The sequence below is a fragment of the Providencia sp. PROV209 genome (assembly GCF_028479485.1).
GTDB lineage: Bacteria > Pseudomonadota > Gammaproteobacteria > Enterobacterales > Enterobacteriaceae > Providencia > Providencia alcalifaciens.
On sequence record NZ_JAMPNR010000001.1, the window covers coordinates 47,685 to 73,871 of the forward strand.

Here is a 26,187-nt window from a genome sequence, read left to right on the forward strand (position 1 = left end):
ATAACAACGCCGAAAAAATGTCAAATGGTGACTGTCTATTTAAGGTTATATTTTTGAATGCAGACCACCTGTGATAGACATTTTTATCATAACAGGTGGTCAAGGTGACTAATAAGAAACAACAACGCGTATGGTTTTCGAAAAGGGACCTGAGGTTATTGTTTGTCCATTAATCTTACTTAAGGTGGCAGTGTAAGGTACATTTACAGGAGATTGAGGCTTAATTTCACCAATCGCATAGTTTTGATTAAAATTTAATTCTGTTGCGTTACTTTTGATAACAGTTTGCAATCCGTTCCCTATATCAAGGTATTTGTTTCCCAATACCGTATTATTGTTAGGTTCAAATCGCACTGAAACATTTAACCCAGTTTCACAATTTTGAGGAACCGCCATCCCCAGGTTAAATGTGCGACTCACGACTTCACCTGCGTTCATTTGTTTCGGTGAAATCGTTCCAAAGTTAACACTACCACCATTTGATGCGGTTACACTGACTGCCGGCGTAGGGCAAAGCAATGTTAAATTACCTACAATACGTATATAAACAAGAGCTCCAAGGTATTTACCTTGATAATCTACATGATATCCCAATAGAACATTGCCCGTATCAAAGGGTTTCAAAGCATTAGTCCCTTTTATGACGGCAAAATTATACATGATACCTATATTTAACGAGGTTCCTGTCGCCGGTTGAGTCCAATATCCTAAATCTAGGTCAGGAACACTTGCGTTTGTAACGGTGGCAGTTGTACCACCACCAATTGCACTTCGCTGAGTCACCGTAACCCCGCTGTTAAGTAAAAGCGTTTTTGTTTCCGCAGCGAGGGCATTTTTAAAGTAAACATGATTAGGCGTTGCTACACTGCCTGTAAAATCACATTTGAGAGACATAAATGAAGATGATGCTGTTCCTAATGTCGTTCCTGATGCAATAGAGGTACTGCTACTTGTAATATCAAAGGTAATATTTTCCTGAATAAAGTCACCATAACTAGGCTGACAATTTGATACTGCGCCAAAGGCATTAACGCTCAAAAATGAGAAGCAACATAAAATAATGGGTACGACTTTCTTAAAATAGGGGGTCATCATTTCTTCCTATTTATCATTAACCAATGTACAGGTTGTACTTTGGCAGGTGTAATTTAATAGCTTTGGCGAGCCATAATCATCAATATACGTTACGACCATTTTCGGTGATTTTGTTTTGTTATCGGGTAATGAATACACTGAAGTGCTATTTGGCTTAATGATAATCTCTTGGAAATTATCAACTTTGCTCAAATTGTCATTAATGTTAATCACAACAACATGGTATGGCGTTGGATTGATAAGTTTTAATGCGTTACCTGTTTTTTCAACTTTTAACTCTTTTTGCCAATTATTATCAGGGTATTTTTTTAATCCTGTCGGGCGATAAAAAAGTTTAAATCGTGATTGAATAACAATCTCAACTGCATTTTCCATTTCACTTTTCGGGGGGATCCCTAAGATATTAAAATAGAATAAAGTTTCTTTATCTGTCGCAGCGTTAAGAGTATTTTTTGATGCGCTGATTCTCACCTGTTTCTTTTGCTTAGGATCAAGGCGCTGTAATAGTGGTAATGCAATTAATGGTTCATTAATTTTATGACCATTTTCATTCTCAATCCATGATTGCACTAAAAAAGGATCTTTATTATCCGTATTTTCAACCACAATACTCACACCTTTACTGGCTTCATCATAAATAACCCGCGTACGATCGGCTGAGATTGAGGCATGTGCACATGTGCATGCTAATAATAGACTACTAATAATTAATTTAAATTTTCTCATGGTATTTATTCTTTATTACAAATTACATTATGAATATTTTGGATGTTTTGGTTTCCAATCACTAATTGACATGATTGCCCACCATTCCATTTAATGGTTAATTTTTGATTCGGTTGAATTCCCGTCAAATAAACTTGACCGTCTTCTGCTATCATCCCTAATACAGTATCTTTTGCTGAGTCATAAACTAAAGCACCAAACGGTGGTGTTTTTCCATCAGGAAAGTGAATAGTCATTAACGCTTTTTCACCCATAATCGTATTGAGTTTTGCATAGCCAACCGCGCCATCCGTTAATGTTGATTCAATCACGCTATCATCGATATTGACATTGTCAGGAACACTATTCAGATCAATATACTGAGTGGATTTGTAGTATGTTGGTACATTACTAATTGCCGCTAAGCCAAATCTATTGGTAATCGACTCATCTTGATTGATAGAAACATCTTTAGCGTTATCAGTATCAATAACCATTCTTGCCTGATTATCATATACTCTGCGATGTAACACAGGGCCTTGACGCGTAACGGTTAATGAGCCATTTAACGACCCACTTAAGGTACGATAATCACTACCATATGAACCCGTCATTTGGGCCGTACCATATTGAGTATCACGATATATCGACGTGTTTAATGTTGTATTATCAAAAAAGTCTCTTGTTGATAGCCCTAAACTGACGTTATTGTTGTCTATATTTGTATAGTAGCTAACGTTATTACTGTATTTCTTATCACGGTCGTTGTAAGAACCAAAATATTGTAAACGTGAATTTTTTTCGCCACCAAAAGGAACGCTTAATGAAAGATAAGCTTGTTTAGATCGTTTGCCTTTCACATAGCTACTTTCGCTAATAGATAATGATAAAAGTGCATTATCAAAAAAATCATTCTTAATCGTTTTATTGAATGATAAGTTTAACGTATCATTGCTTTTAGATTCATTCCAATAACTTTCTCTCGAATAGCTTAAACTCACATCTGAATTTAAATCAGGAATTTGTTGCGTAAATGAGGTCGTAAAAACATTTTTTTGGCGAAAATTAAGATTCGTTGGATTACCTTTTGTATAAATAAAATTATTGACGGACATAAATCCTTCATTTGAGAATTGATATCCCGTTAAATCAAGTCGACTCGAATTGGAAAATCGTTTTGCATAGTTGATTCTATAACTTTCTCCAGTACCTGAGTTCGTCGTATGTAAACGATTTTTAGACTGTGTAATATCAAATGATATGGCGCCAAAACGCTCCATATTTAAGCCTATACCTGCATTATATGCATGGTATTCGTTATCTGATGTTGCAAATAATCCACCAAAGGCGGATAAGTTGTTCAATAATCCCCAAGAAAATTCGGTTGAGATAAAGTTATTATCGACATTTTTATCATCCATTGGGGCTAATTGACCGGCATTTAATTTATATTGCAACATGCCAGGTCGGGTTAAAAATGGGATATTTGTTGATGATATTTGGTACTCTCTCACCGACCCATCTTCTTCGGTTATTTTTACATCTAATGTTCCAGATAAAGCAGAACTTAAGTTATCAATTGAAAAAGGTCCAGGCGCAACTTTGACTTGGTTTAATATACGACCATTCTGAGAGATAACGACAGTTGCATTACTCGTTGCGGTTCCTGTTACATTCGGAGCATAACCTCTTAGAGCTGCAGGTAGCATATTATCATCAGTAAAAACACTGACACCATTGAAGCGTACGGAATCAAAAATTTGACTCGCAGTATAATATTTTCCGGCAAAAAATTTAGCCGATAAATCGGGTAAATCAGTAAAAATATATGTTTGAACCCATTTGAAATTATCATTCTTACTGTCATTAAAATCTTTTTGGAATTGATAATTACTCCGTAGCCTCCAGCGCCCAACGTTAGCGCCAATGGTTCCAAATGAGCTTAAGTTATTTGTATTTTGCGTATTTTTATATTTGATGTAGTTTTCAATAATATTATAATCTAATACAAGTGCATTAATACCCACTTCACGTTGCATTGGAGGCACCCAGTTTTCATCTGAATATAAGAAGTAGGCTTGTGGTATTGATAATGCGAGCTCTTGCTTTTCATCATCAAAGTGCGATGTAATATTGTTATCTTGAACAGATAAGTCATAGCATTGACCTTCTGCCCACGTAGGTATCTTATCGATAAATTCTTTTTTTAGACCGATAGTTTCTATTAGATTTTTTGAAATACAAGGCTGTACGACGCCATCTCTTTTGAGAAAATCGATTTTATCAAAAAAGTTTATTCTTCGACCATTGACAGAGACATTAGAGAAATAAGCGCCTTCCTGTGCGGTTCCTTTTTCAAATGAACTTAAATCAATATTAGTGTCACCTGAAATAGACAAAGCATCCTGATTAAATTGAACAGAGTCCGCATTAACATAGTTTGTATATATAAATAAGCTAGAAATTAAACTAGTTACTATGTTTTTTTTAAATTTGTTCATTTTTATTGACCAGAGTATGCGATAAAAATATTGTTTTTATTTTTTATAAATTCAATAAATCTGGATATGCTATAACCACAAGATACAGCATACCCAGTAAATTAATTACTAATTAAAATTTAATATAATGATATATATAATATTAATCTTAAAAATTATTGGTAATCTAAAACGTAAGCCACGGTTGATTTAACAGACCCCGAAGTCGCTTGACCTAACGCTTGCATACGTGCAGATAAATTAATGGTATTTGCCCCTGCAATCATGTTTTGGGTAATAGTATCGCCTGACTTGATGCTTTGACCTGCATCATTTTGGAATAATACGCCAACATTTTGTGCAGTACCGCTGTTTGCCCATAAGTTACCCGCAGGATCCATCTGCCCCGTAAAGCTGACTTTTACTTTAGAAAAATCTGTGCCGCTTGCAGATGGATCTAATACACAGTTAGATAACTCTAATGTGAAGTCTACATTAGGACCTTGTGCACCCGCAGTTTTTAATGATACTGCGGGTACCGAACCTAATTGAACTTCTTTGTTGATTGACGATGGTGCAACTGAACAAGCACCAGTATTCACTGTGCCATTAAATTCAATAGTACCGCTTCCTACATCTGCTGCAAATGCAGTGGATGCCGCACCTAAAGTTAATGCGATAACAGAAGAGGCTAATAACATCTTTTTCATTTTTAAATCCTTAATAGATAGTACTAATTTTAATAAACTAAGACTTTGCCTTAGTTGGTTAATAATGTGATGCCAATATATATTGGTATCACAGTGATGTGATGGAAATCTAAGTGTTCATTAATTTTAACGATTTATAGCGCCCAAAAACATGAACATAGATTATTCTTGAAGAGGATAAATAAATATAAGGGGATCCTTAAAAGCTACAGCTTGCTAGGTCTAATGCAATTGCTTATTAATACGTTTCTGTAATCACCATCCAATTATTTATTTGTATTGTTGAAATATCTTCAAAAAAGTAATGTATGCTCACCTTGAAAAAGTCAGCTATCATGACTAATGAGTCTATATCAATTCTATTGATACCACGTTCATAACGAGAAAACTGTTGTTGACTCACATTTAAATATGCTGCAATTTCTGTTCCTGTTAACCCATACTCTTTTCTAAGTGTTTTTATTCTGCTCCCCACTATTTTGGCAATAGGATATTTTCCTGTCATTTTTATTTCCTTCATGACATATAAGTTTGAGGTTGAGTAGTGTTTAACATCAACAGGCAAAAATTCTAATTAAATAAAGGAAAAACCTCAAATGCGTAGACGAGTAAGAAATAAAAAAAATGATTAAATTTTTTTATTAAATTTATAAGGTTTAGACCACATTCGGTTAATTTTATATTTATATATTAAATTTAATGAAACAATCACTGAGAGTAACATCATTTTTCAGGTAAACGTCGTGATTAAATATGGATGTTTATCCTCACTAATTCAAAAATACAGTTGTTTTATCTAAATAGTAACCTAATAGTAGTTATGCCGGATTAAATACGGTCAAATTGGCGCCCTTGATGAGAAATATACAATTAACATGATGTTTTAAATTGTGAATTTTTACGGGCAGAGTGATAGCGACGTGTCAAATGTGATCAAAATCGAAAGTTTAGAATTGCTTTTACCTTAATCCTCGTCTTATACAAATGAATTGCTATTGATCATAAAACGCTTTCATTGACCATCATTGACTGCAATTTTCGCCATCAACTTTGACTTGGATTTGCTTCATTGCACGCGTTCGACTTTCCGATCGTACTGCTTGGTATTTTTAATCATCAGCCAATAAGCCGAGTAAACCATAGAAATATTAAGGCTAAAAAAGAGTAGTCAACGATGAAAAAAAATATTAATGTTATATTATAACATAACAAATGGAGATGGCTATGAAGCCGAATATTCATCCGGATTACCGGACAGTGATTTTTCACGATACCGCTGCTGATGTGTATTTCAAAGTTGGATCAACGATAAAAACAGAGAGAACCGTTGAATTTGAAGGGCAAAATTATCCCTATGTGACCCTTGATGTCTCCTCTCACTCTCATCCGTTCTATACCGGTAAGCAGAAAAATCATTCTCAGGAAGGTAATGTTGCTCGCTTTAATAAGCGTTTCGGAAATTTTGTTCAGACAAGAGAGGAAAAATGATGCACGTATTATGCTCATTGGCATGGAAAAAAACAGATTATCAGGATGGTAAAATGACTCGTCGCGATATTTTTATCGGCTCAATTTGTAAGTCAAATCAGTGCGTTCAAGCGGCATTGGAGGCAGTATGATGACAAAAAACATGCTTCCATTGGTTTTGTTAACCAGTTTATTCAGTGGCGTGGTGATGGCACATGGGCATCATCATGATAAACCGCAGACTGAAGCGCAACGCCAAGCTGCAAAAGGTATTTTTGCGGACAAGGATGTTCAAGATCGTCAATTGAGTGATTGGGACGGTGTTTGGCAATCTGTTGAACCTTATCTCGCTGATGGGACTTTGGATCCTGTTATGCAAGCAAAAGCAGTAAAGAATAAGGACAAAACAGCCGAAGAGTATCGAGCTTATTATGCCAAAGGGTATAAAACCGATGTGGATATGATTGGTATTGAAAATAATATCATTGAGTTTCATCGCGGCGATAAGGTCACTCAATGTAAATATGATTATGCGGGTTATCGGATTTTAAATTACACCTCGGGGAAGAAGGGGGTTCGCTACTTATTTGAGTGTAAAGATAAAAGTAGCCAAGCTCCTAAATTTATCCAGTTCAGTGATCATATTATTGCACCGGAAAAAGCGGGGCATTTCCATCTTTATATGGGGAATGAGTCGCAGGAAGCGTTATTGACTCAGTTAGATAATTGGCCGACTTATTATCCCTATTCGATGAATGGAAACGATATTGCTCACGAAATGCAACACCACTGATAATCTATTCGCCTAGTTATTTAACGTTTGCACCCCCAGAGTTTATTCTGGGGGGCATATCAGCCATCATGCACATCAGAGTGTCAAAGATAGCCATTAAGAATATTGCGATAATGATGAATAAAACACAGAGAAAAGATGCCGAGTAATAAATCAAAAAGGAACCAATAGATAAATTCTTTGGTTCCTAGCATCCTGTAAAATCAATTATTCAATATCATCTAACATGGAAGGAGGCGGAATGAAAAATAGCGTTCCCGTGATGGGGGTGCTGTATTTTAATAATTCATCCGTTGCACCATTATCTGCCCCACTAAACATATTTTTCAACATGCGATGGGTTGTTGAAAAATATCGTGCATAGCCGATGAAATAAGTACCATATTCATTTTTAGAAGGATTAGAAAATGGCATATTCGCACGAACGATTTTGAGATCTTCGCCATGCTCATCTTGGATATTGGTCACAACGTTATGAGAGCTTGGTAATTTCTGCTGATCGGATAGCTCGACGTCATTAAACTTATGACGACCAATCACCTTTTCTTGCTCTTCTGTGGTGAGATTTTGCCACGCGGTCATATCGTGAATGTATTTCTGGACAAAGGCGTAGCTTCCACCGATAAAATTAGGATCCTCTTCACCAATCACCGCATAATCAACACGCTCATCTTCCATTTCAGGGTTTTCAGTACCATCGACAAATCCAATGATAGAACGACCATCCATATAGCGGAACCCATGAACTTCATCAACATGTTCCACAAAATCACCGAGCTTTTGGCTGATAATAGAGGCTAATTCGTAGCAGGCTGAGACATTTAACGCTCTAATATGGAAGAAGATATCACCAGGGGTAGAAACGGCAGTGAAGTTTTTGCCTTTGATTTCTTTAAATGGGCTGAGTTCTTTGGGAGTAGAGAGTTGAGGAAAAAGCGCTTGCCACGCTTGAGCGCCGAACCCCATAACACAGCTCGTTTCTAATGCGGGGAAGCGAGTTCTCATACTACGAATAAGACCTGAGAAATTATTACAAAATTCCACTAGCTCATCACGATACTTATCTTTATCCGTTATATTAAAAACGAGAAAATAAGAGTTTTCACTAGGGGATTTTGTTACATCTTGATATTTCATGTGATTTATACTCTTTCTGCTGTTTTATTTACGTTAGGATACAACTTGGTGCACCGCTTTCATAATGCTTTTTAATATCAAAAAATAGGTTTTTGTTGTATTAACGGCGGTAGGGTAGGGATACAAGAGAACAACATCGTCCAATTTTGCCGCGAATTTCTGAATTTAAATGTGTGACTATTTATCATCAAAAACTCGCTAAGCTGGGGCATTGTATTAACACACTTCTATTGATGGCTTTTTCATTATTTTAAAAATACAGAAAATCATTAAACAGGAGTCATTTTACTTTAATGCTTCTTGTTCAAGCCATTCCAAAAACAAAGTTAATGATAATGACTTGTCAACATCAGGTGCAACCAACGTCAGCTTTTCTTCGAATAATGGTCGACGGTCAAAATAACGCCATTCAGGTTTTTCAAGGGCATCCCTGCGAATTAAAACAGCAAATCCAGATAACCCTTTTGCTTCTGAGCTATGTGACGTCGATACTGAAATTTCGATATCAGGATGCTGAAGATAGAAATTGGGTAGACGAAGGATCAATCAGTGCATCGCGATAGTTGTTTGGGCATTGACTCTGATGACTTTTGTATGCTGAGTTTTGCCAAAACGTATTGATGCATCACTAATGATGTCGAAGGCTACACTAATTTCTGCCGCAAATGCCCGAGCATGTTCAGTTGCCACACTGCGCTGTCTCTGACGTTCAAATAGCGGTTGCCCAAGCCATTTTTCCAGTAACTTGTTCTGACGACTCACAGCACCGTGGGTAATACCTAACTCTTCAGCGGTGGCACTAAAGCTATTTAAGTATGCGGCGGTTTCGAACAACTTTAGGGCGTTTAATGGCGGTAGGTTACGTTTTTCACCTGTGAGTTTTTGTATCGTAATGGATAGTATTAATCGATATTGTGATAATAACACACAGTTTAAGATGTGATCTTTGAGACGGATATCAGAGACATCATGGAAATTTATATCTGCATAACAATCGTTGCCATATTCACGGGTGCATTAAGTGGAATCGTTGGTACAAGGTCTTCTTTAATCCTTCTCCCTATATTGGTAAATATATTGGGTCCTAAATCAGCGATGCCGATAATGGCGATCGCCGCGATTATTGGCAATATCTCACGTATTGTGACGTGGTGGCGGGAGGTGGACTGGCGTGCTACGTTGGCATATTCGTTACCCGGTATTCCTGCAGCTTCAATGGGGGAAGTGGACAGTAACGAGAGATGATGCATAACCTGAAGAGATGGAAAAGTTAGATGAAATTGGGGGCCTACTTGCTGAGACTTAGCTGGGCAATTTTTGCGGGCAGCATATAATCCAATAGTCGGCATTTAGCGGGAAGTCGATATAAGAGAACTAGAGGGCATCAATAAAAGTTGGAGTAATAAAGAGGGAAAGTCCAGCCTAATTACTGGACTTTCTGAAAAAATAATGATTAAGGACTAAAAAAACACTCGAACACCGGCGTTAATATTAAGAGGCGATTCAATCATTGAGCCTTTTGAATAACTAGCTTCAGTATAAAGTGATGTATTCTTGTTAATACGAGCATCTAGACCAACACGGTAGTTGCCCATACTTCCTGAATAATCATTTTTAAGTTTTACGGTATCATTGATTAATACAGTATTATCATTAATGAATTCGTTTTCAAATGAAGCTTTTATATAAGGTGTTAATGTGGATTTTTCACCAATATCGAATGTGTAACCTGCTTTAACACCTGCTTCCGCTTTTAATGATTTATCATTTCCTAATTTCACTTTCATTCCATTGGTCATTTTTAACTCCTTATTTTTAGCAGAGAAATATTCAATTCTAGCGTAGGGAGTAATGAATGAATGATTAAAATTAGTTTGTTTTCCTATTTCAAACGCAGAGCCAATACCTTTTTGCTTAAAGCTTGTATTCGCGATGTTATTCATATTAAATCTGACGCTACTTTCACTATCAAAGTAATTTCCTTTGACTAATGCATCTAAATAAAAACCGTTATCCTTTATATATGATGCATACAGACCTAATGAGTAGCTATCAACATCTGATTTACTTCCTGATTTTTCTTTTATTTCATTTTTTGTTATACCAAAAGAAATGCCAGTATTAAGACTATCAGTATTGATATCAAAAGTTTTTCCTATACCATACTCAAAACCATTTTGCTTTAACTTGTAGGGATTGTTAACTCCATTATCAACTCTATACTCGTTATGAATATATCTTCCCCATACCTGGTTTCCATTTATATCGGTCATACTATTATTTAATCTATCAGTGATAGTATGATATTCATTAGTGAAAATAGTAGAGGCATAGGATGCGATCGATAACGCACTTTTAGCCGATTGAGATAATTGGTCTGAATGTTGCTTTAGATACCAATTATCATTTTTTTGTTCCAGAGTATAAACAAATGAACCAAGTTCAACCTTATCTCCATTGAGTTTAAATGCATCATTTGTACTATTCCCTGCATGGATCAAGTGGTATCCATCGCTACTTTCTTTGCCGCTCCCTGCAACATTTACAATGTTATTCTTTCCTGAAAAATCAGTAACATTAAGGAAATCGCCATCCATTCCCTCAACATTCATATAGAAAGATGAGTTATTAGATTCCAGTTTGTTTATATTTAAAGTTTTAAATTCCTCGGTGGATAATGTGCTATCCAGAGGCGAGTGGAAATGTACAGATGAATCCGATAAAGCTATATTTTTTGTATTTAGACTATTAACAACGTAGAGCTTACTATCGTTGGATAATGATATATCAGCATCTGAGTTTTCAGCTAAATAAAGCGATGCACTATTATCTAATTTAGCATATCCAGACAAAATACCATTCTTGAAAACATATCCAACCCCACCATTAAAGGTTACATTTTCTCCTTTTGCTGTCGGATCAATATCATATCGACCACCGATAACTGTAGTATCTTTTGCGTATCCACCTGCATTTATATCTTGTCGACCCCCTTCATTGACAGTTACGTTAAAAGCACTGCCGTTAGCACCAATATTTTGGTATCCTCCATTATTAATGGTATCTCCTGATGTAGTACCACCATCTGTTACAACTTGCTTTCCACTGTTGATTGTAGTGTTTGTAGCGGTGCCACCGCGAACAAATACAGCTCCCCCATTTATAGTAGTTATATTAGATGAACCACCTGCATACACATATTGTGCTCCACCAGTATTAACCGTTGTATCTTCCGCTTTACCTCCAGCATTTATGAATTGTCTTCCTTTATGTTCTAAAGTACTTTTATTGGAAATAGCTCCATTATTAACATGCTGAATGCCTGATGAACCGATATATGTTTTATTAGCAATAGCACCTGATTCTAGGTTTTGAATTCCCGAAATTATTTTGAAGCTACTGATTGCTGCATCTGTCACTGTACTTTTACCTCCATTGAGTACAATGTGTGATGCACTACCACCAGCATTGATATATTGATGTCCATTAGTGATAACCATGCTGTTAGTTATTATTCCTGAGACATTCTGGATACCATCAATAACTTCATTACTTATTTTATTACCTTTATCTACATTTGAGGTAAAACTAGCAGATAAGCCAGTTCCTGGTATTACTGAAAGAATTAATATGTTAATTAATTTTACCTTAAACATATTTAATTGACCTCGAATATAAAATTGATTGTATGATGGTGAAAATGAAAAAATAATTAACTTGGTTGTTAATCAATTAATACAATTGATTAACAATTGAAATGCTAGGGAAACATTCTATCCAAAGTTTAATAAGGTTTACAATTCGAATATTTCAAATTAATTTGTAGGATTTTATTGATAATATATAAAAATAGGTTGGCTATGATTTCAACAGAATTGAAATCATAGAGATGACAACTTATTTGATCGTAGAGTATATAACGCATTGAATGTATAGGTTAGTGAGGGTTTATAAATTAAGGTTAATTAAAAATAATATTAATTTATTAGTGGTACATAATAAAATTAGAGATTTTATATAACTTTGATTTTTTTTGGGGAAAACGTGGAGTTATGAGATGCTTTGGTATCAGCACTTAAAGTCTTAAATGTTAATATTGAGTTTTTTTTCGAACAGGTGAAGCTTGAAGCTTGCAAAGAACCTATTGAATATAATAAGGATAAGCTGGGTTTTCTGTGGTTATATTTAATACAAGGAACTGTTTTTCTCATATATACCCAGCAGATAATTCACATTAGTATCTAAAATTCTCCCTATAACAAGCAGATCATCGATGTAGGTAGACATATCCCCATTTTCATATCGAATATACTCAGCTCCAGCTCCAGCTCCAGCTCCAGTTAAGTTATTAGCTACCTCTGAAGTTGAGATATTTTTTTTGGATACGAATCTGTTTTATGAAATTACCGAACATCTTGTTTGTCATAATACACCCTATATACTCAATTGATTAAATATAATTAAGATGGCTGTGTTATAAATTTAGTGCTTGGTAGATAACAAAAAAGCCCACAGGAGTGAGCTTTTTTATTTTTCTTTTTGTGCACAGGTATCGCTGAGTTTCACTATTATTTCATAAGCTTTATCTGGATTGTTAACGATTTCTGCACCTGTCATTGAAACAGTTTTCACGGAAGCTAACCGGTTTGCTAGGCAAAAATGTTCAACTTGTTTTTCCAAAATAGGCTTCCATTTTTCGCCTCCCGAGAGAATTGAAAATTTACGTCCAAATAGCAGGGCAGTGGACAGAGAGGCGTCGAGTAAGCCGATGACGGGAAAAGGCACCATCTCTTGTAAAATAAAGGCTTCGCCGCAGCCGAAACCTGCAATAATCGCGGCATCAAATTGTGCGTCTTTTTTAAGTTGTTTAGCCATCATATCAATGAATGCATTGCGATACCGATAGCAACCCCGCTGTCGATATAGTCAGACCCAAAACTGGATGTTAGCCCAACAACCTCGACATTATCTCCTGCAGCTTTACGTGTTTCATAGTCGCTAAAACCGATGCTCCGAGTATAAAATTTCTACGGTTGCTATTCATATTCATTTTGCACTGTCCTTAGTTGAAATAACATAAATGTGATTATTGAACGGTATCTAATAAACGAAATAGGACAATCTTGTATTCTTGCTGTAAGGCAATTTTAAATTCTAGATCTCTGGTATTATTGATTCTGGTTTTAAGAGAAGAGAAAATCTGTTGTTTAGTGGCTTTTTTAACGGCCAATAAAAAAGGGAAACCAAATTTTTCATTATATTCTTTATTTAATTTAGCTAGTTCTTTAGCCTCTTCCTCTGTGCATTCATTGAGCCCAGCACCTGATTGTTCCCCTTGTGACAAGGCTGCGATGTTATTATTGCGCAAATTTTTGCACGCTAATTGAGGATGAGATTTAATGAGCTCTAATTGTTTCTCTGCTCCCGATTTTTCAACCACATTAACAAGATCAATATACATATTAACAAACCCAGTAAAAGGGCGTTTAGAGGCACTCTCGACAATAGGCCACGTTGTATCTTCAAAAATATTCGAGAATGTTTTTTCGTAATCATTAACACTCATTTTATTTACTTCATCAATATTATAAACTTGACTGGCAGTTACATAGTGTGCAGAAAGTAACAAAGGCAAAGAAATTAAAGTGCATTTAATTAATTTCATATCTATTCCTTTATATAATGGTAAAGTTGATTTTAATTTGAAGGAATTTTTTAAGAAATCAAAGGCATTATTTATTAATGCCTTTGATTGCGAGTGAGACTATTTTGTTTTCTTACAATTCAAATGATTTAGAATATAGATAATGAATTGCAACATAGTTATTTGAAATTATAGTTCAATATCACGGTTACAATCTTTAGAATAAATATAGCTAAATTCTTCGTCGCCAACTGCATAACCTGCTTGCAGTGCATATGATGCCATAAAAATATAATCGCCTTTCTTGACAGGAACCCAATCATTATCGAGGTTATACATACCTTTACCCGATAATATTAACGCACCATGTTCTTGATAATGAGTTTCGATATAACCGTGGCTAGCACCTGGTTGGAAGGTTAGAATATGGATATTCATATCAAAACCAAGGTCTTTAGGTAATAAGTCTTGTAAATGGACATTGTGCATTCCTTCATAATCAATTTTAGGAAGCTCATTGACGTTACCACAAACCACGTGTGCTTTATGGCCCTCTGTTGGTTCATAAACGCGTTTGTATAAAAATATTTTTGAAGGATTACCCTTGTTATTATTTTTAAAGCGCATGGTGACACCAGCTGGGCAATACAGGTAACCACCTTGGGTTAATTTATGTTCATCTTTATCAGAATAAGCAATGAGTTCGCCTTCAATGACATAAATAATGCACTCAATTTTACCGCCACCAAAACCCGCTAAGTTACCACCTTCATTGAATAAGGTTCCGACGTAGTCAACAAAGCTAGCTCCTAATTTTGGGGTGGATAAAATTGTCATATTACAGTCAGTAAAACCGGGAATGATATTACAAACAACCCCGTTAGGTGGAATGATGGCATAATTATCTTTTTTGATAATTGCACGTGACGCCAAAATATCATTTGGGTAGCCAATTTGATTATCTAAATAACCCATTTTAACCTCTCCTAAGTAATTTCATTATTTGTTGTTTTGGCTATATGTTGCAGAAAATCTATTCCAGATAGGCCAATTTATATAAAACTTCCGTCAGTAATTTCACGCCTTCAGCGAGATCGCTTAATGTAGTGGCTTCCGCAGGATTATGGCTGATCCCTTTAATGCTGGGAACGAACATCATGACGGTTGGAACAATAGGGGCAAATATTTGTGAGTCATGGCCAGCACCACTGTGCATGACTTTATAGCTATATTGATTTTCATCACAAATTTTTTTTACGAAAGTAACTAGCTGCTCATCCATTGGAATTGGTGCTTCGTCCATCCAAAGGTCGATTTTTACCTCAATACCCATTTCAGTGCAAATTCGTTGAATATCGTTCTCTATCATAGCGGTGAATTCAACTAGCGTTGCTTTATCGGTATGGCGACAATCAATCGTAAAATCAGTTTGACCTGGAACCACATTCACCGTATTTGGGTGGGGAACTACTCGACCAAACGTGAGTACTAATGGGTCACCATACTGTTTGGCTTTTTCAGTGGATTCATAACAAATACGGCTGAAGGCACAGATAGTATCTTTGCGATACCCCATTGGCGTTGTGCCTGCGTGATTGGCTTCACCTTTTAAGGTTATATTGTAACGACGTTGACCAACAATGCTATTCACAACGCCAATTGTAATATGCTCACGTTCAAGTACGTTACCTTGTTCAATATGTAATTCAACAAAGGTTTTAATATCACTGCGAGGATTTTGGTTGGCGGGGCGAAATTTAAAACCAGCTTGCGACATTGCGTCGACAAAATTGACCCCTTCAGCATCTGAAATATGTTTAACGTCTTCCTTTTTGGCGATACCGACAATATTTTTGCTACCCCAGTACACGTAAGGGAAGCGGCTACCTTCTTCTTCCGCTAAGGAAACAACCTCTAATGTTCTGAGTGGCTGACCATATGTTTTATGCAGATAATCTAACGCTATATAGGCGGCTTCAATTCCGAATTGCCCGTCTAGATTTCCACCATTAATAACGGTATCGATATGTGATCCTGATAAAATTACTTGATCTGGATATTTACGGCCCTTGAGTTGACCAAACAGATTGCCAATATCATCGTAATAGGCATATAAACCTGAACTTTCGAATGCATTTTTTAACGCTTTTTGCGCACTAACCCATTCTTGAGTATAAAGCAGGCGCGTCATGCCATTATTTTCTACCGCGCCGTGTTGAGACAGCCAATTTGAAGTTTCTTTAACTTCTTTTGTAAAGTCCTTCATATTCATACCACCTAGTGATTTTTATACTGTGTGCTGTAGCAACAAAACAGTTTGTGTTGTCACTAAAGCGCGATATTTGTTTTCATAGGCAAAAGAAAATAATTAATGGTTCTACTGTATCTTTGTTATATTTGGCAAGGAGCCCCTAACCTCTTATTTATCGAGTGATTAGGGGTAGAACGATGCAATAAATATTGGCAGGAGATCCGATTAATCATCGTATTTCCGTATTTATTTAGCTGGCAAATGGTGATTTATTATCATAGGATTTTTGGTAAATATCATCAGAGACCAAATAATCATAAATTTCATCGACAATATCGATACCATTTACTTCACTTTGTTTTTCTCTTGCTAAGCTATTTTGTCCTGGGAATTGAACCTTATCGAAGCCTGGGGCAGGCTTAACGGCATTGAGTTCATTCATGACTTGAGTGATGTGTTTGCGGAACATCACCGGGTCAGTAAAATAAGCAGGGTTGATAACAATATGTAATTGCCCCAGCTCTCTTCCTTGCGTTAAATCGTGATACATGGAACTGACGTGTTTACCAAAAGGCAGTCCTAGTAACACACCGGAGAGAATATCGACCATCATCATCAAGCCATAACCTTTAGGCCCTGCAATTGGGACTAATGCCGTTACTGCAAATGGATCTGTTGTTGGGTTACCGTCTTTATCTACAGCCCAAGTATCTGGAATTTTTGCATTTTTTGAACGAGCATCTAACACTTTGCCCCATGCTTGTACGGTCGTTGCCATATCAAAGGTGATATTGTCCGTTTCACCGGGTGCGGAGAATGCGATAGGGTTAGTACCATAATAGGTTTCAGCACCGCCATAAGGGACGACCATCGGGTCTGACTGACAAACTGAAATACCAATCATGCCAGCACTAGAAGCCTGTTGAACAAAATAAGATAATGAGCCGCTGTGACCTATACGGCGCACTCCTACCACTGCAATCCCATTTTCTTCTGCCATTTTAATGGCTTCGTCCATACTCAGTTTGGCGGCAACATGGCCTGCACCGTTATCGCCGTCAAAGACAGCGCTACAAGGACCTGTTTTTTCAAAGGTAAAATTAGGTGAGTTATTTGTGCCACCTTTAGAAATGCGTTCTGCATAATATTCGACACGCACCGCACCGTGGGAGTGAATACCTTTCGCATCGGCATGAACAAGGACATCAGAAACGATATCAGCATGATCTTTTGATAATCCTGCTGCATGGATTTTATTAGCGATGAGCTGATGGAGTTTTTCTTTAGAAACTTTCATACATAAATAACCCTTTAGTGTTTTTTAAGTTTAATAAAACTCTTTGCTGATACCAATGTAACAACTAAATTATCTATAAATGTGATCTAGATTATTTTTATTCGATTTTATAAAAAATTGTGCAAATAGCCCATTAATTATTAGAACGAATCTAACAGTTTTAAATTTGGTGTTTTTTCTTTTAATACCAAGTGTATTTTAAAGGAATTTCTAACAATATATAAAGTGTGAGCATTCTCAACTTATTTATAAGGTTTATTTGTAATTTTATTTTTCAATAAATGCCTATTTACTTTTTTATCTCATTTATTGAGTAAATAAAACTTCAATTAATAAAAGTTGTTTAAAGGATGTCACTATGATCCATGCTTTCATAAAAAAAGGGAGCTTCCAAGATTCAGTGAGCTTAATGCTGATATCTCGAAAACTAAGTGAATCTCCAAATGTTTCAGAAATATCCGTCATGATGGGAACACCAGCGAATAAGTCGTTACTTGATGCAACCGGATTTTGGCATTCATCCTTTGATGACGCAACACCGAATGATATTTGTGTTGCGATTAAAACCGAATCTGTGGATACCGCTATTGTTGATGAAATTGCACAAGCGTTGGATGAATCACTCAAAGCGTTGGCTCAAGGACAACAGCAAACGGGGAAAAAGCTCCAGCGTGTTCGTAGTTGGCGAATGGCAAAAAATAAGCTTCCGAATGCCAATGTGGTATTAGTTTCTATCGCAGGGGAGTTTGCCGCAGAACTGGCTGACCAAGCGTTAGATGATGGCTGTAACGTCATGATGTTCTCCGATAACGTGTTGCCAGCGGATGAGCGCAGATTAAAGCTTAAAGCGAGCGAACGTGGTCTGATAGTCATGGGGCCTGACTGTGGTACGGCTTACTTAGCTGGTGCACCACTGGCGTTCTCCAACGTAGCACCCCAAGGAAACATTGGCATCATTGGGGCATCGGGAACGGGTATTCAAGAGCTAATTTCTCAAATTACGCTTGCAGGACAAGGCATTACAAATGCGATTGGGTTAGGCGGTCGCGATTTAACCGCTGAAATTGGTGGCGTCAGTGCCATGACCGCCATTGAATTGCTCGCATCCGATCCGCAGAGCGATGTTATCGCCTTTGTTTCTAAGCCACCCGCTAAAGAAATCCGTAGCAAAGTGATTGATAAGCTTAAGGCTCAAGGAAAACCTGTTGTTGCATTATTCCTCGGTACCAAACCTGAAATCAAACAGGATGGAAATTTATACTTTACTGAAACATTGGATGAAACTGCGCGTGTTGCAGCCATGCTTGGTCGTGTTGAGAAAGCAGCTGCGCTTCAACCATCAGCAAAAGGAAAGAAAATTTCAGGTCTGTATGCGGGGGGAACACTCGCGGCTGAGTGCGCCATGTTATTGGCCGAAAAATTAGGGTTACAAACAGACGCTGCCCACGATCAGGGAATGATGCTTAACCAAGATGGCCATCGAATTATTGATTTAGGTGATGACTTCTATACACAGGGCAAGCCTCACCCAATGATTGACCCATCTACTCGCAACCAGCAAATTGCGGCGCTTGCTCAGAAAGCGGATGTTGGCGTGTTATTACTGGATGTGGTTATTGGTTATGGTGCTCAAATGGATTCAGCGCAAACACTGGCTAAAGAAATTAATGCATTAAGAGCTAATCGCTCAAATAACTCACCGATTGCGGTTATTGCTACCGTAACGGGGACTGAGCAAGACCCTCAAGTGCGCTCCGAACAAATCGCTTATCTCGAAGAGGCCGGTATTGCGGTGATGAATTCACAACCTGAAGCGGTGACGCTGGCATGCAACATTATCTCTCCACCTGTGATTGCATTCCCCCAAAAAGAACAAGACATCCTGCAAAGCGTTTCGGTCATTAACGCGGGTGTGCGCAGTTTTGCGGATGACTTACAAGCCAATGATATCCCAGTTGTTCACTACCAGTGGGCTCCCGTCGCTGGTGGGAATAAAAAATTAGCTAATATTCTGAAAAAATTGAAATAAGGGTTTGGATATGTACTCAACGATTGAAGAAGCAAATACCGCAGTAATTGAACGTATTCGTGCCGCTCGTCCTTTTTGGCAAAGTGTTGAGCCTGCAAAAGATCTCATCCCAACGTTACAACAAGGCAAAAAACTACTGCATGCGGGCCCGCCTGTCACTTGGGATGAAATGAGTGGACCCGTGCGTGGCGCTTGTATCGGAGCCTGTTTATTTGAAAAGTGGGCTGATAATGAAGAGCAAGCTCTTAAGCTATTAAACAATGGTGAGATTGAATTCATTCCTTGCCACAGCGTAAAAGCGGTGGGGCCAATGGGCGGAATTACTTCCGCCAACATGCCAATGTTGGTTGTTAAGAACATGACCCACGGTAACTTTGCATACTGCAACATGAATGAGGGTATCGGTAAAGTCATGCGTTTTGGGGCATACGGTGAAGATGTACAAGTGCGTCATCGTTGGATGCGTGATTCATTAGGCCCAGTACTGAAAAAAACCTTACAAACGTTGGAAAATGGCATTGATTTAACAGCAGTGATGGCGCAAGGCATCACTATGGGGGATGAATTCCACCAACGCAACATCGCTACTTCTGCATTGTTATTAAGACAACTTGCGCCAATCATGAGCGGACTGGATATCGATAAGACTGAGCTCCAGCAAGTGATGCAATTCTTAAGCATTACAGACCAATTTTTCCTCAACCTTGCCATGGCTTACTGTAAATCGGCGATGGATGCTGGCGCTGAAATTCAGCATGGCACCATTGTGACCGTATTAACGCGTAATGGTAAAAACTTTGGTGTGAAAATCAGCGGTATGGGTGATCAGTGGTTCACGGCGCCTGTTAACACACCGGAAGGTCTCTTTTTCTCAGGTTACAGCCAAGCGGATGCCAACCCAGATATTGGTGACAGTGCAATCACTGAGGCGTTCGGTATTGGCGGTGCAGCGATGGTAGCAGCACCGGGTGTTACACGTTTTGTTGGTGCAAGTGGTGGGATGAGCGCCGCATTAGACGTGTCTGAGGAAATGACTGAAATTTACTTAGAACATAACATGATGCTGCAAATTCCGACTTGGGATTTCCAAGGAGCGTGTATCGGACTGGACGCTCGCCGAGTGGTTGAAACGGGTATAACGCCGCTCATCAATACAGGGATCGCTCATAAAGAAGCAGGGATTGGCCAAATTGGTGCGGGTACGGTAAGAGCACCACTGGCTTGTTTCGAAAAAGCGATTGTTGCGCTAGCGGAAAAAATGGGTATTAGCGAATAAATCGATAATTTTCACTCTGAAGGAGCTTAAAAATGATCATGCAAGCACTGTCTGTTAGCTCTCACTTACCTAAAGAAACAGGAATGTTGAATTGCGTTGGACGCTTTAATCATGCACTTAATTTTATCACTCCTTCAGGTGAATTATTGACATTACATCGTTATGGTCGAGGACTAAGTCCCATGGGCTGGATGGTTTCTGATACTGATTTTCAAGCTATTTTTGATGATGGATGTGAGTCTGTTGAGTATCAAAATGATCGATTAGTCAGCCCTAACTGGCAACTTGTTGCACCAAAAGCACGCTTATCACTCAAGTTGATGCCACAAAAACTCCCTAATGGAACGTTTACTGCATTATGGGACATTTTAAGGCAATCGAAAGCGAAAAGTGGTCTACACGGCAGTTTGAGTGACGTGACAACTGGCCCATTATGTCGTGAATTAAAAGAATTAAAAGCAAACTATCAACGATACCTTCAAGGTGAACACATTGATTGGCAGTCGATAATTGGGAGAGGACCCGGCTTAACACCAAGCTTTGATGATATCTTAATCGGTATGCTATTGGTCACTTTTCTTAACCCAAAAATTGATAGTGACAACTTACCCAATTTTTTTCAAGACACTCCGCCTTTAGAGTCACTCACGACTCTGATCAGTGTGAACTATTTACGTTTTGCTTCCCAAGGCATCTTTTCGACTCCACTACAAACATTAGCAACTGCATTAGCGCAGCCGATGAAACTATCTCAAGCGGTGCGTTTATTGCTTCAGGTCGGTCATTTTTCGGGGGCGGATACGTTAATCGGTGTGTGGTTAGCGGGGATGGATGAAATGGGTTAACGTTCGCGAATAAATAAGGACAAACATGGAAACTATTGTTATCGCCTTAGGTGGCAATGCATTACTGCAGCGCGGAGAAGTGCTTTCCGCTGAAAATCAATATCAAGCTATCGCATCAATTGCGGGAACTTTGGGGCAACTTGCACAAAAATATCGTGTGGTGATTGTACATGGCAATGGACCTCAAGTTGGGTTATTGGCGTTGCAAAACTTAGCGTATCCAGATGTGCCTGCTTATCCGTTGGACATTTTAGTTGCGGAAAGTCAGGGAATGATAGGCTATATGTTGATGCAAGAATTGGGTCGCAAACACCCTAAACAGCCGGTCACAACGCTGCTTACGCGTGTTGAAGTCGATGGTAATGACCCTGCCTATCAAAACCCCACGAAATACATTGGCCCAGTTTATGATGAGCAGCAAAAAGAAAGTTTAGAAGCTAAGCTGGGTTGGACGATTAAAGCGGATGGAAAGCATTATCGTCGGGTTGTTCCATCCCCTCAACCGAAAGCGATTCTGGAAATTAATGCCATAAAATGTTTGTTAGATCAGCAGCATATTGTCATCTGTAATGGTGGCGGTGGTGTTCCTGTTATTCAGCAGGATAATGGATTTTGTGGTAGTGAGGCGGTTATCGATAAAGATTTATCCTCCGCATTATTAGCGGAAGTGCTTGAGTCTGACCACCTAATTATTCTAACCGATGCGGATGCCGTCTATCGGAATTGGGGAACTCCTGAGCAAAGCGTGATTAGATGCGCAACGGTAGCAGAGGTTGCCCCTATGGCAATTGATGATGGTTCTATGGGACCGAAATTGATGGCGGTCAGCCGTTTTGTACAGCGTTCTGGTAAACCTGCTTATATTGGTGCGTTAAAGCAAATAGATGCTATTTTGAAAGGAGAGGCAGGCACTAAAATTATACCATAGTGATTAATTGCTTTGATAATCAAGGATGTATTAATGAAAAACGTTTCATTGGGTCATGATGCTTTACCCGCAATTGGCATGGGTAGTTGGAATTTGGGGCAGCAACGGAAAAGTGCAAAAGAAGAAATTGAAGCAATACAAGCAGGCCTTGATGTAGGCTTAAAATTAATTGATAGCGCTGAAATGTATGGCAATGGGGCTTCTGAACAGTTAATTGGTAAAGCAATTTCAGGACGACGCGATGAAACGTTTTTAGTATCAAAAGTTTATCCATTCAATGCCGGAGGCAAAGCGTTAGTTAATGCTTGTGAGGGCTCTTTACGCCGCTTAAATACGGATAGGCTTGATCTGTACTTGTTGCATTGGGCTGGCGATATCCCCCTCGAAGAGACCATCCAAGGTTTCGAAAAACTGCAAAGTGCGGGAAAAATTCGCTATTGGGGGATATCTAACTTTGATATCAATGAACTGCAAGATATGTACGATAACCTCGCAGGAGGCCGATATTGTGCGACAAATCAGGTGCTCTATAACCTTGGTAGCCGTGGTATTGATTATTCATTACTGAACTGGTGTCGACATAAAAAAATGCCGTTAATGGCTTATTCACCGCTCGGCAGCGGTAATCAATTACTTCGGCACCCAACGTTGAGGATGATTGCGCAAAAATATCAAGTTGCACCAGCAACAATAGCATTAGCGTGGGTGATCCGCGGCGAGGGGGTGGTTGCCATTCCTGAGTCAGGTAGCAGGGCGCATATGTTGCAAAATGCGCACGCTTGCCGGCTGGTGTTAGATAGTGAGGATCTTGCGTTGTTGGATGAAAGCTTTCCACCACCAACACATAAGCAACATCTGGATATTTTGTAATTCATTCAACGTTATTTTGTTGCTGGGTCAATTGGGCTCAGCAAGCTTTGGATGATGGGATCGCGCAGTTTGAACAGTTTCACGACCGTTTTTAATACTTCTCCTTGCTGATTGCTATTCCAAGCTAAGGATAAGGGGGACGGTCTTCTAGGCCTTTTTATTGATTTCTCAATCAGTTGTTGGTTTTGAATATAGGGTTTGCAAATAGAGGCAGGTAAAAAGCCAATCCCCGTTCCTTTTAGGTGACAGAGTACTTTGGTTTTCATATCAGGCACTTTGATTTCTCGTTGGCCTGATAATAGCCATGCAGTGCGTTTGGATAAAACTTGCGAGGTATCTTCCACATTGATAGTCGGGTAACAACGCAGTTGTTCATCGCTAAGAATACCGTCAATAGAGGCAAGTGGGTGTTGATTGGCAACTGCAAAGACCCAATCGATTTTGCCTAAAAACAAGGTGTTCATGTCGCTGTCCAATGATTCAGAACCTGGGACACCGATTGCAATATCACATTTGTTACTGAGTAGGGCATCCCATACCCCCATATACACTTGCCGAGTGATATTAAGGCGGGTGAAAGGAAAGCGCTCGGTGAGATGTTGGAGTAGGTCAGCGACGGCATTTGGCTCATAGAGTAAGTTATTAATTGCAATCGTAATTTCTTGCTCGACACCTTCATTAATCAGCCGTAACTGATTTGGCATATTACTTAACCAATTATGCCATTCACGGCAATGCTCAAGGAGATATTCCCCCGCAGAGGTCAAGTTAACGGTTCGTGTCGTTCGAGTGAAAAGCTGGACTCCAACATATTCTTCTAAGATTTTGATCCGGTAACTGATGGTTGCAGTGCTTTTGTAGAGTTGTTTTGCGGCTTGAGAAAAGCTCTGACACTGCGCAACAGTGATAAAGGTTGTCATCGTTTCTTGATCTAACATGTATGTATCTCCCTAAAGTCAAAGGAAAAACCAATTTATAATATTTTTTAGATCTGCATTTTGTTTCACGTTATCCATTAAGTTGGCTTCATCATAATTGAAAGTGATAAGTATAAATTCTGTAAAATTGTTAGTAATTATTATCTTACTGAATATTAAAGGATTATATATGAAATAAAATGAAAAACTGTGACCCATGATTTTTTATGGAAAAATTTTCCATAAAATGATGTTAAATGTAATACAACCTGATAAACTGATTTTGTCATGTAGGTGGTTGTACAAAATAGTGGCTTAAAATTTTTAGTGTGTTAGGAGAAAATAATGGAACTTGTTCTATCTGATCTGACACCGGAAGCGTTTGCCCCCTATGGAGACGTCATCCAAGTTGAAGGATCTGAATTTTTTCATATCAATGAGGGTACGACAGAACGTTATCATGCTTTAGGTAAAGCAGAGATTACCGATGAAAGCCCAGTTCTAATGAGTATTAGCCGTTCAGAACCCATTGATATGCCAATGAATGTTAAACTTTTAGAGAAGCATCCGCTTTCCAGCCAAGCTTTTATTCCAATGAATGGCGAGCGTTTTATTGTCGTGGTGGCTGAGCCGGGGGATGATATCCCTGTTGGTACCTTGCGAGCATTTATCACCAATGGTAAGCAGGGTGTAAATTATCACCGCGATGTATGGCATCATCCGATTTATGCATTTCAATCACAAACGGATTTTTTAACGGTAGATAGAGGTGGTGCAGATAATTGTGTCGTTAAGGATCTCCCTGAGCCTTGTCAAATAGTTTTTCCTTAACTACTCTATTGGGCGACAAGGACTAGCTAATATGGCTCCTTTCTGCCGATAGCAAACATAAAAGGTAAAAATAAATGACTGAACCACGCACAAAAGGAAGACCACAGACAGATAAAAGTTCGCCAAAAGGTGCGCAGGCACTTGAGCGCGGGCTGGATATTCTTCAATTTCTGGCTAACTCAGGTGGTAGCTCATCAGTCTCCGTTTTATCCGAGCAGTTAGGTTTGCCTTTATCAACGACATTTCGCTTACTGAAAGTCCTTGAGCAAGCAGAATTTATTTTTCAAGACCCACAGCTTGGCTGGTGGCATATCGGTCTTCAATCATTCACGGTTGGGGCGACCTATATGAATGATAGGGACGTTGTGTCGGTGGCAGGACCATTTATGCGCAGGCTAATGCTGCTATCAGGCGAAACAGCAAATCTGGCTATCCGTAATAATTTGGATGCAGTTCTGATCCGCCAATGTGAGTGCCATGCGTTAGTGAGAATGTGTGCACCTTTAGGGAGTCGCTTACCATTACACGCTTCAGGGGCTGGGAAGGCGTTATTGTTCCCTCTTGATGAAGAAGAAATGTTAGAGCTTGTGACACGTTCCGGCTTACAGGAATTCACCCCTAAAACCATCACCAGTATCAATGTGTTGAGAAAGGCATTGGGGCATTATCAAGAGCTGGGCTATGTCATTGATAGCGAAGAACATGCACTGGGTCTTAATTGTTTAGCGGCACCGATATTTGATCGTAATAATTCAGTGATAGCGGCAATATCAATTTCAGGGCCGAGTTCAAGGGTAACTGAAGAGCGTTTTACTGAGCTGGGAGAACTGGTTCGTGACGTTGCTGCGGATATCAGCGCGGCATTAGGTGAGCGCCAATAAAGACAAGAGACCAGCGGGTGCTAACCATCCG

General features: G+C 38.6%; 26 protein-coding genes. 11 read left to right on the top strand and 15 right to left on the bottom strand.

All coding sequences use genetic code 11. The features are described from left to right. Positions 1-108 precede the first annotated feature (108 nt). The 5 genes from PR795_RS00205 to PR795_RS00225 form a co-directional block, all read right to left on the bottom strand. The gene (locus PR795_RS00205; protein WP_272516541.1) at positions 109-1,092 is read right to left on the bottom strand and encodes a fimbrial protein; all 984 of its coding nucleotides are present in this window, start codon (positions 1,090-1,092) and stop codon (positions 109-111) included. Between the two features lie 9 nt (positions 1,093-1,101). Beyond that, positions 1,102-1,821, bottom strand: coding sequence for a fimbrial biogenesis chaperone (locus PR795_RS00210; protein ID WP_036964199.1), 720 nt, complete (start codon positions 1,819-1,821; stop codon positions 1,102-1,104). A gap of 5 nt (positions 1,822-1,826) precedes the next feature. After that, entirely contained in the window at positions 1,827-4,301 is a 2,475-nt protein-coding gene (locus tag PR795_RS00215; RefSeq protein WP_272516542.1) for a fimbria/pilus outer membrane usher protein, read from the bottom strand. A 155-nt stretch (positions 4,302-4,456) separates the two neighbouring features. After that, positions 4,457-4,990, bottom strand: a complete 534-nt coding sequence (locus PR795_RS00220; RefSeq protein WP_006661225.1) for a fimbrial protein — start codon at positions 4,988-4,990, stop codon at positions 4,457-4,459. A gap of 238 nt (positions 4,991-5,228) precedes the next feature. After that, positions 5,229-5,495: a helix-turn-helix domain-containing protein gene (locus tag PR795_RS00225; RefSeq protein WP_006661226.1), complete on the bottom strand. Its 267-nt coding sequence runs from the start codon at positions 5,493-5,495 to the stop codon at positions 5,229-5,231. A gap of 719 nt (positions 5,496-6,214) precedes the next feature. Here PR795_RS00225 and PR795_RS00230 point away from each other — a divergent pair. From PR795_RS00230 to zinT, 3 genes are read left to right on the top strand one after another with little or no spacing between them, the layout of a single operon-like run. Next, positions 6,215-6,478: a type B 50S ribosomal protein L31 gene (locus PR795_RS00230; RefSeq protein WP_006661227.1), complete on the top strand. Its 264-nt coding sequence runs from the start codon at positions 6,215-6,217 to the stop codon at positions 6,476-6,478. After that, positions 6,475-6,609: a hypothetical protein gene (locus PR795_RS00235; RefSeq protein ID WP_268244020.1), complete on the top strand. Its 135-nt coding sequence runs from the start codon at positions 6,475-6,477 to the stop codon at positions 6,607-6,609. Before PR795_RS00230 ends, PR795_RS00235 begins: the two co-directional genes overlap by 4 nt. Beyond that, positions 6,609-7,250, top strand: a complete 642-nt coding sequence (gene zinT, locus PR795_RS00240) for a metal-binding protein ZinT (RefSeq protein ID WP_036968348.1) — start codon at positions 6,609-6,611, stop codon at positions 7,248-7,250. Before PR795_RS00235 ends, zinT begins: the two co-directional genes overlap by 1 nt. Positions 7,251-7,457: 207 nt before the next feature. Here zinT and PR795_RS00245 read toward each other — a convergent pair whose 3' ends face one another. From PR795_RS00245 to PR795_RS00255, 3 genes are all read right to left on the bottom strand, one after another. Then, positions 7,458-8,387: a Dyp-type peroxidase gene (locus tag PR795_RS00245; protein ID WP_006661230.1), complete on the bottom strand. Its 930-nt coding sequence runs from the start codon at positions 8,385-8,387 to the stop codon at positions 7,458-7,460. 285 nt (positions 8,388-8,672) lie between these two features. Beyond that, on the bottom strand, positions 8,673-8,933 hold the full coding sequence (locus PR795_RS00250; RefSeq protein WP_272516543.1) for a hypothetical protein: 261 nt from the start codon (positions 8,931-8,933) through the stop codon (positions 8,673-8,675). After that, complete coding sequence (locus PR795_RS00255) at positions 8,934-9,314, bottom strand: LysR family transcriptional regulator (RefSeq protein ID WP_272516544.1); 381 nt, start codon at positions 9,312-9,314, stop codon at positions 8,934-8,936. It abuts the gene before it with no gap. 42 nt (positions 9,315-9,356) lie between these two features. Here PR795_RS00255 and PR795_RS00260 point away from each other — a divergent pair, with 42 nt between their 5' ends. Further along, on the top strand, positions 9,357-9,632 hold the full coding sequence (locus PR795_RS00260) for a sulfite exporter TauE/SafE family protein (RefSeq protein WP_051459683.1): 276 nt from the start codon (positions 9,357-9,359) through the stop codon (positions 9,630-9,632). A gap of 215 nt (positions 9,633-9,847) precedes the next feature. Here the strand turns inward: PR795_RS00260 and PR795_RS00265 are convergent, their stop codons facing one another. The 6 genes from PR795_RS00265 to allD all read right to left on the bottom strand — a co-directional run bounded on the left by PR795_RS00265 (position 9,848) and on the right by allD (position 17,579). Then, complete coding sequence (locus PR795_RS00265; protein ID WP_272516545.1) at positions 9,848-12,043, bottom strand: autotransporter outer membrane beta-barrel domain-containing protein; 2,196 nt, start codon at positions 12,041-12,043, stop codon at positions 9,848-9,850. 871 nt (positions 12,044-12,914) lie between these two features. Beyond that, the gene (locus PR795_RS00270) at positions 12,915-13,265 is read right to left on the bottom strand and encodes an aspartate/glutamate racemase family protein (RefSeq protein ID WP_272516546.1); all 351 of its coding nucleotides are present in this window, start codon (positions 13,263-13,265) and stop codon (positions 12,915-12,917) included. A gap of 208 nt (positions 13,266-13,473) precedes the next feature. Continuing rightward, on the bottom strand, positions 13,474-14,052 hold the full coding sequence (gene uraD / locus PR795_RS00275) for a 2-oxo-4-hydroxy-4-carboxy-5-ureidoimidazoline decarboxylase (protein WP_006661232.1): 579 nt from the start codon (positions 14,050-14,052) through the stop codon (positions 13,474-13,476). A 168-nt stretch (positions 14,053-14,220) separates the two neighbouring features. Beyond that, the gene (allE, locus tag PR795_RS00280; RefSeq protein WP_006661233.1) at positions 14,221-15,006 is read right to left on the bottom strand and encodes a (S)-ureidoglycine aminohydrolase; all 786 of its coding nucleotides are present in this window, start codon (positions 15,004-15,006) and stop codon (positions 14,221-14,223) included. A gap of 58 nt (positions 15,007-15,064) precedes the next feature. Continuing rightward, a complete protein-coding gene (gene allC / locus PR795_RS00285) occupies positions 15,065-16,297 on the bottom strand; it encodes an allantoate deiminase (protein ID WP_006661234.1) in 1,233 nt (410 codons plus the stop codon). 235 nt (positions 16,298-16,532) lie between these two features. Further along, positions 16,533-17,579, bottom strand: coding sequence for an ureidoglycolate dehydrogenase (allD, locus tag PR795_RS00290; RefSeq protein ID WP_006661235.1), 1,047 nt, complete (start codon positions 17,577-17,579; stop codon positions 16,533-16,535). Between the two features lie 358 nt (positions 17,580-17,937). Here allD and fdrA point away from each other — a divergent pair, with 358 nt between their 5' ends. The 5 genes from fdrA to PR795_RS00315 are packed head-to-tail and all read left to right on the top strand — an operon-like array spanning position 17,938 to position 23,527. Continuing rightward, positions 17,938-19,608 (top strand): acyl-CoA synthetase FdrA, encoded by a 1,671-nt coding sequence (fdrA, locus tag PR795_RS00295; RefSeq protein ID WP_036968297.1) that lies wholly within the window; start codon positions 17,938-17,940, stop codon positions 19,606-19,608. A 10-nt stretch (positions 19,609-19,618) separates the two neighbouring features. Next, entirely contained in the window at positions 19,619-20,884 is a 1,266-nt protein-coding gene (locus tag PR795_RS00300) for a DUF1116 domain-containing protein (protein ID WP_006661237.1), read from the top strand. A 32-nt stretch (positions 20,885-20,916) separates the two neighbouring features. Further along, positions 20,917-21,729: a DUF2877 domain-containing protein gene (locus PR795_RS00305; RefSeq protein ID WP_224120228.1), complete on the top strand. Its 813-nt coding sequence runs from the start codon at positions 20,917-20,919 to the stop codon at positions 21,727-21,729. 25 nt (positions 21,730-21,754) lie between these two features. Then, entirely contained in the window at positions 21,755-22,657 is a 903-nt protein-coding gene (locus PR795_RS00310; RefSeq protein ID WP_272516547.1) for a carbamate kinase, read from the top strand. 33 nt (positions 22,658-22,690) lie between these two features. Next, a complete protein-coding gene (locus PR795_RS00315; RefSeq protein ID WP_006661240.1) occupies positions 22,691-23,527 on the top strand; it encodes an aldo/keto reductase in 837 nt (278 codons plus the stop codon). An 11-nt stretch (positions 23,528-23,538) separates the two neighbouring features. Here PR795_RS00315 and allS read toward each other — a convergent pair whose 3' ends face one another. Continuing rightward, positions 23,539-24,465: an HTH-type transcriptional activator AllS gene (allS, locus tag PR795_RS00320; RefSeq protein WP_004261545.1), complete on the bottom strand. Its 927-nt coding sequence runs from the start codon at positions 24,463-24,465 to the stop codon at positions 23,539-23,541. 324 nt (positions 24,466-24,789) lie between these two features. Here allS and PR795_RS00325 point away from each other — a divergent pair, with 324 nt between their 5' ends. Together PR795_RS00325 and PR795_RS00330 are read left to right on the top strand one after the other, a co-directional pair. Further along, positions 24,790-25,275 (top strand): ureidoglycolate lyase, encoded by a 486-nt coding sequence (locus PR795_RS00325; RefSeq protein WP_006661241.1) that lies wholly within the window; start codon positions 24,790-24,792, stop codon positions 25,273-25,275. Positions 25,276-25,349: 74 nt separating this feature from the next. After that, positions 25,350-26,156 (top strand): IclR family transcriptional regulator domain-containing protein, encoded by an 807-nt coding sequence (locus PR795_RS00330; protein ID WP_006661242.1) that lies wholly within the window; start codon positions 25,350-25,352, stop codon positions 26,154-26,156. The last annotated feature ends 31 nt before the right edge of the window (positions 26,157-26,187 follow it).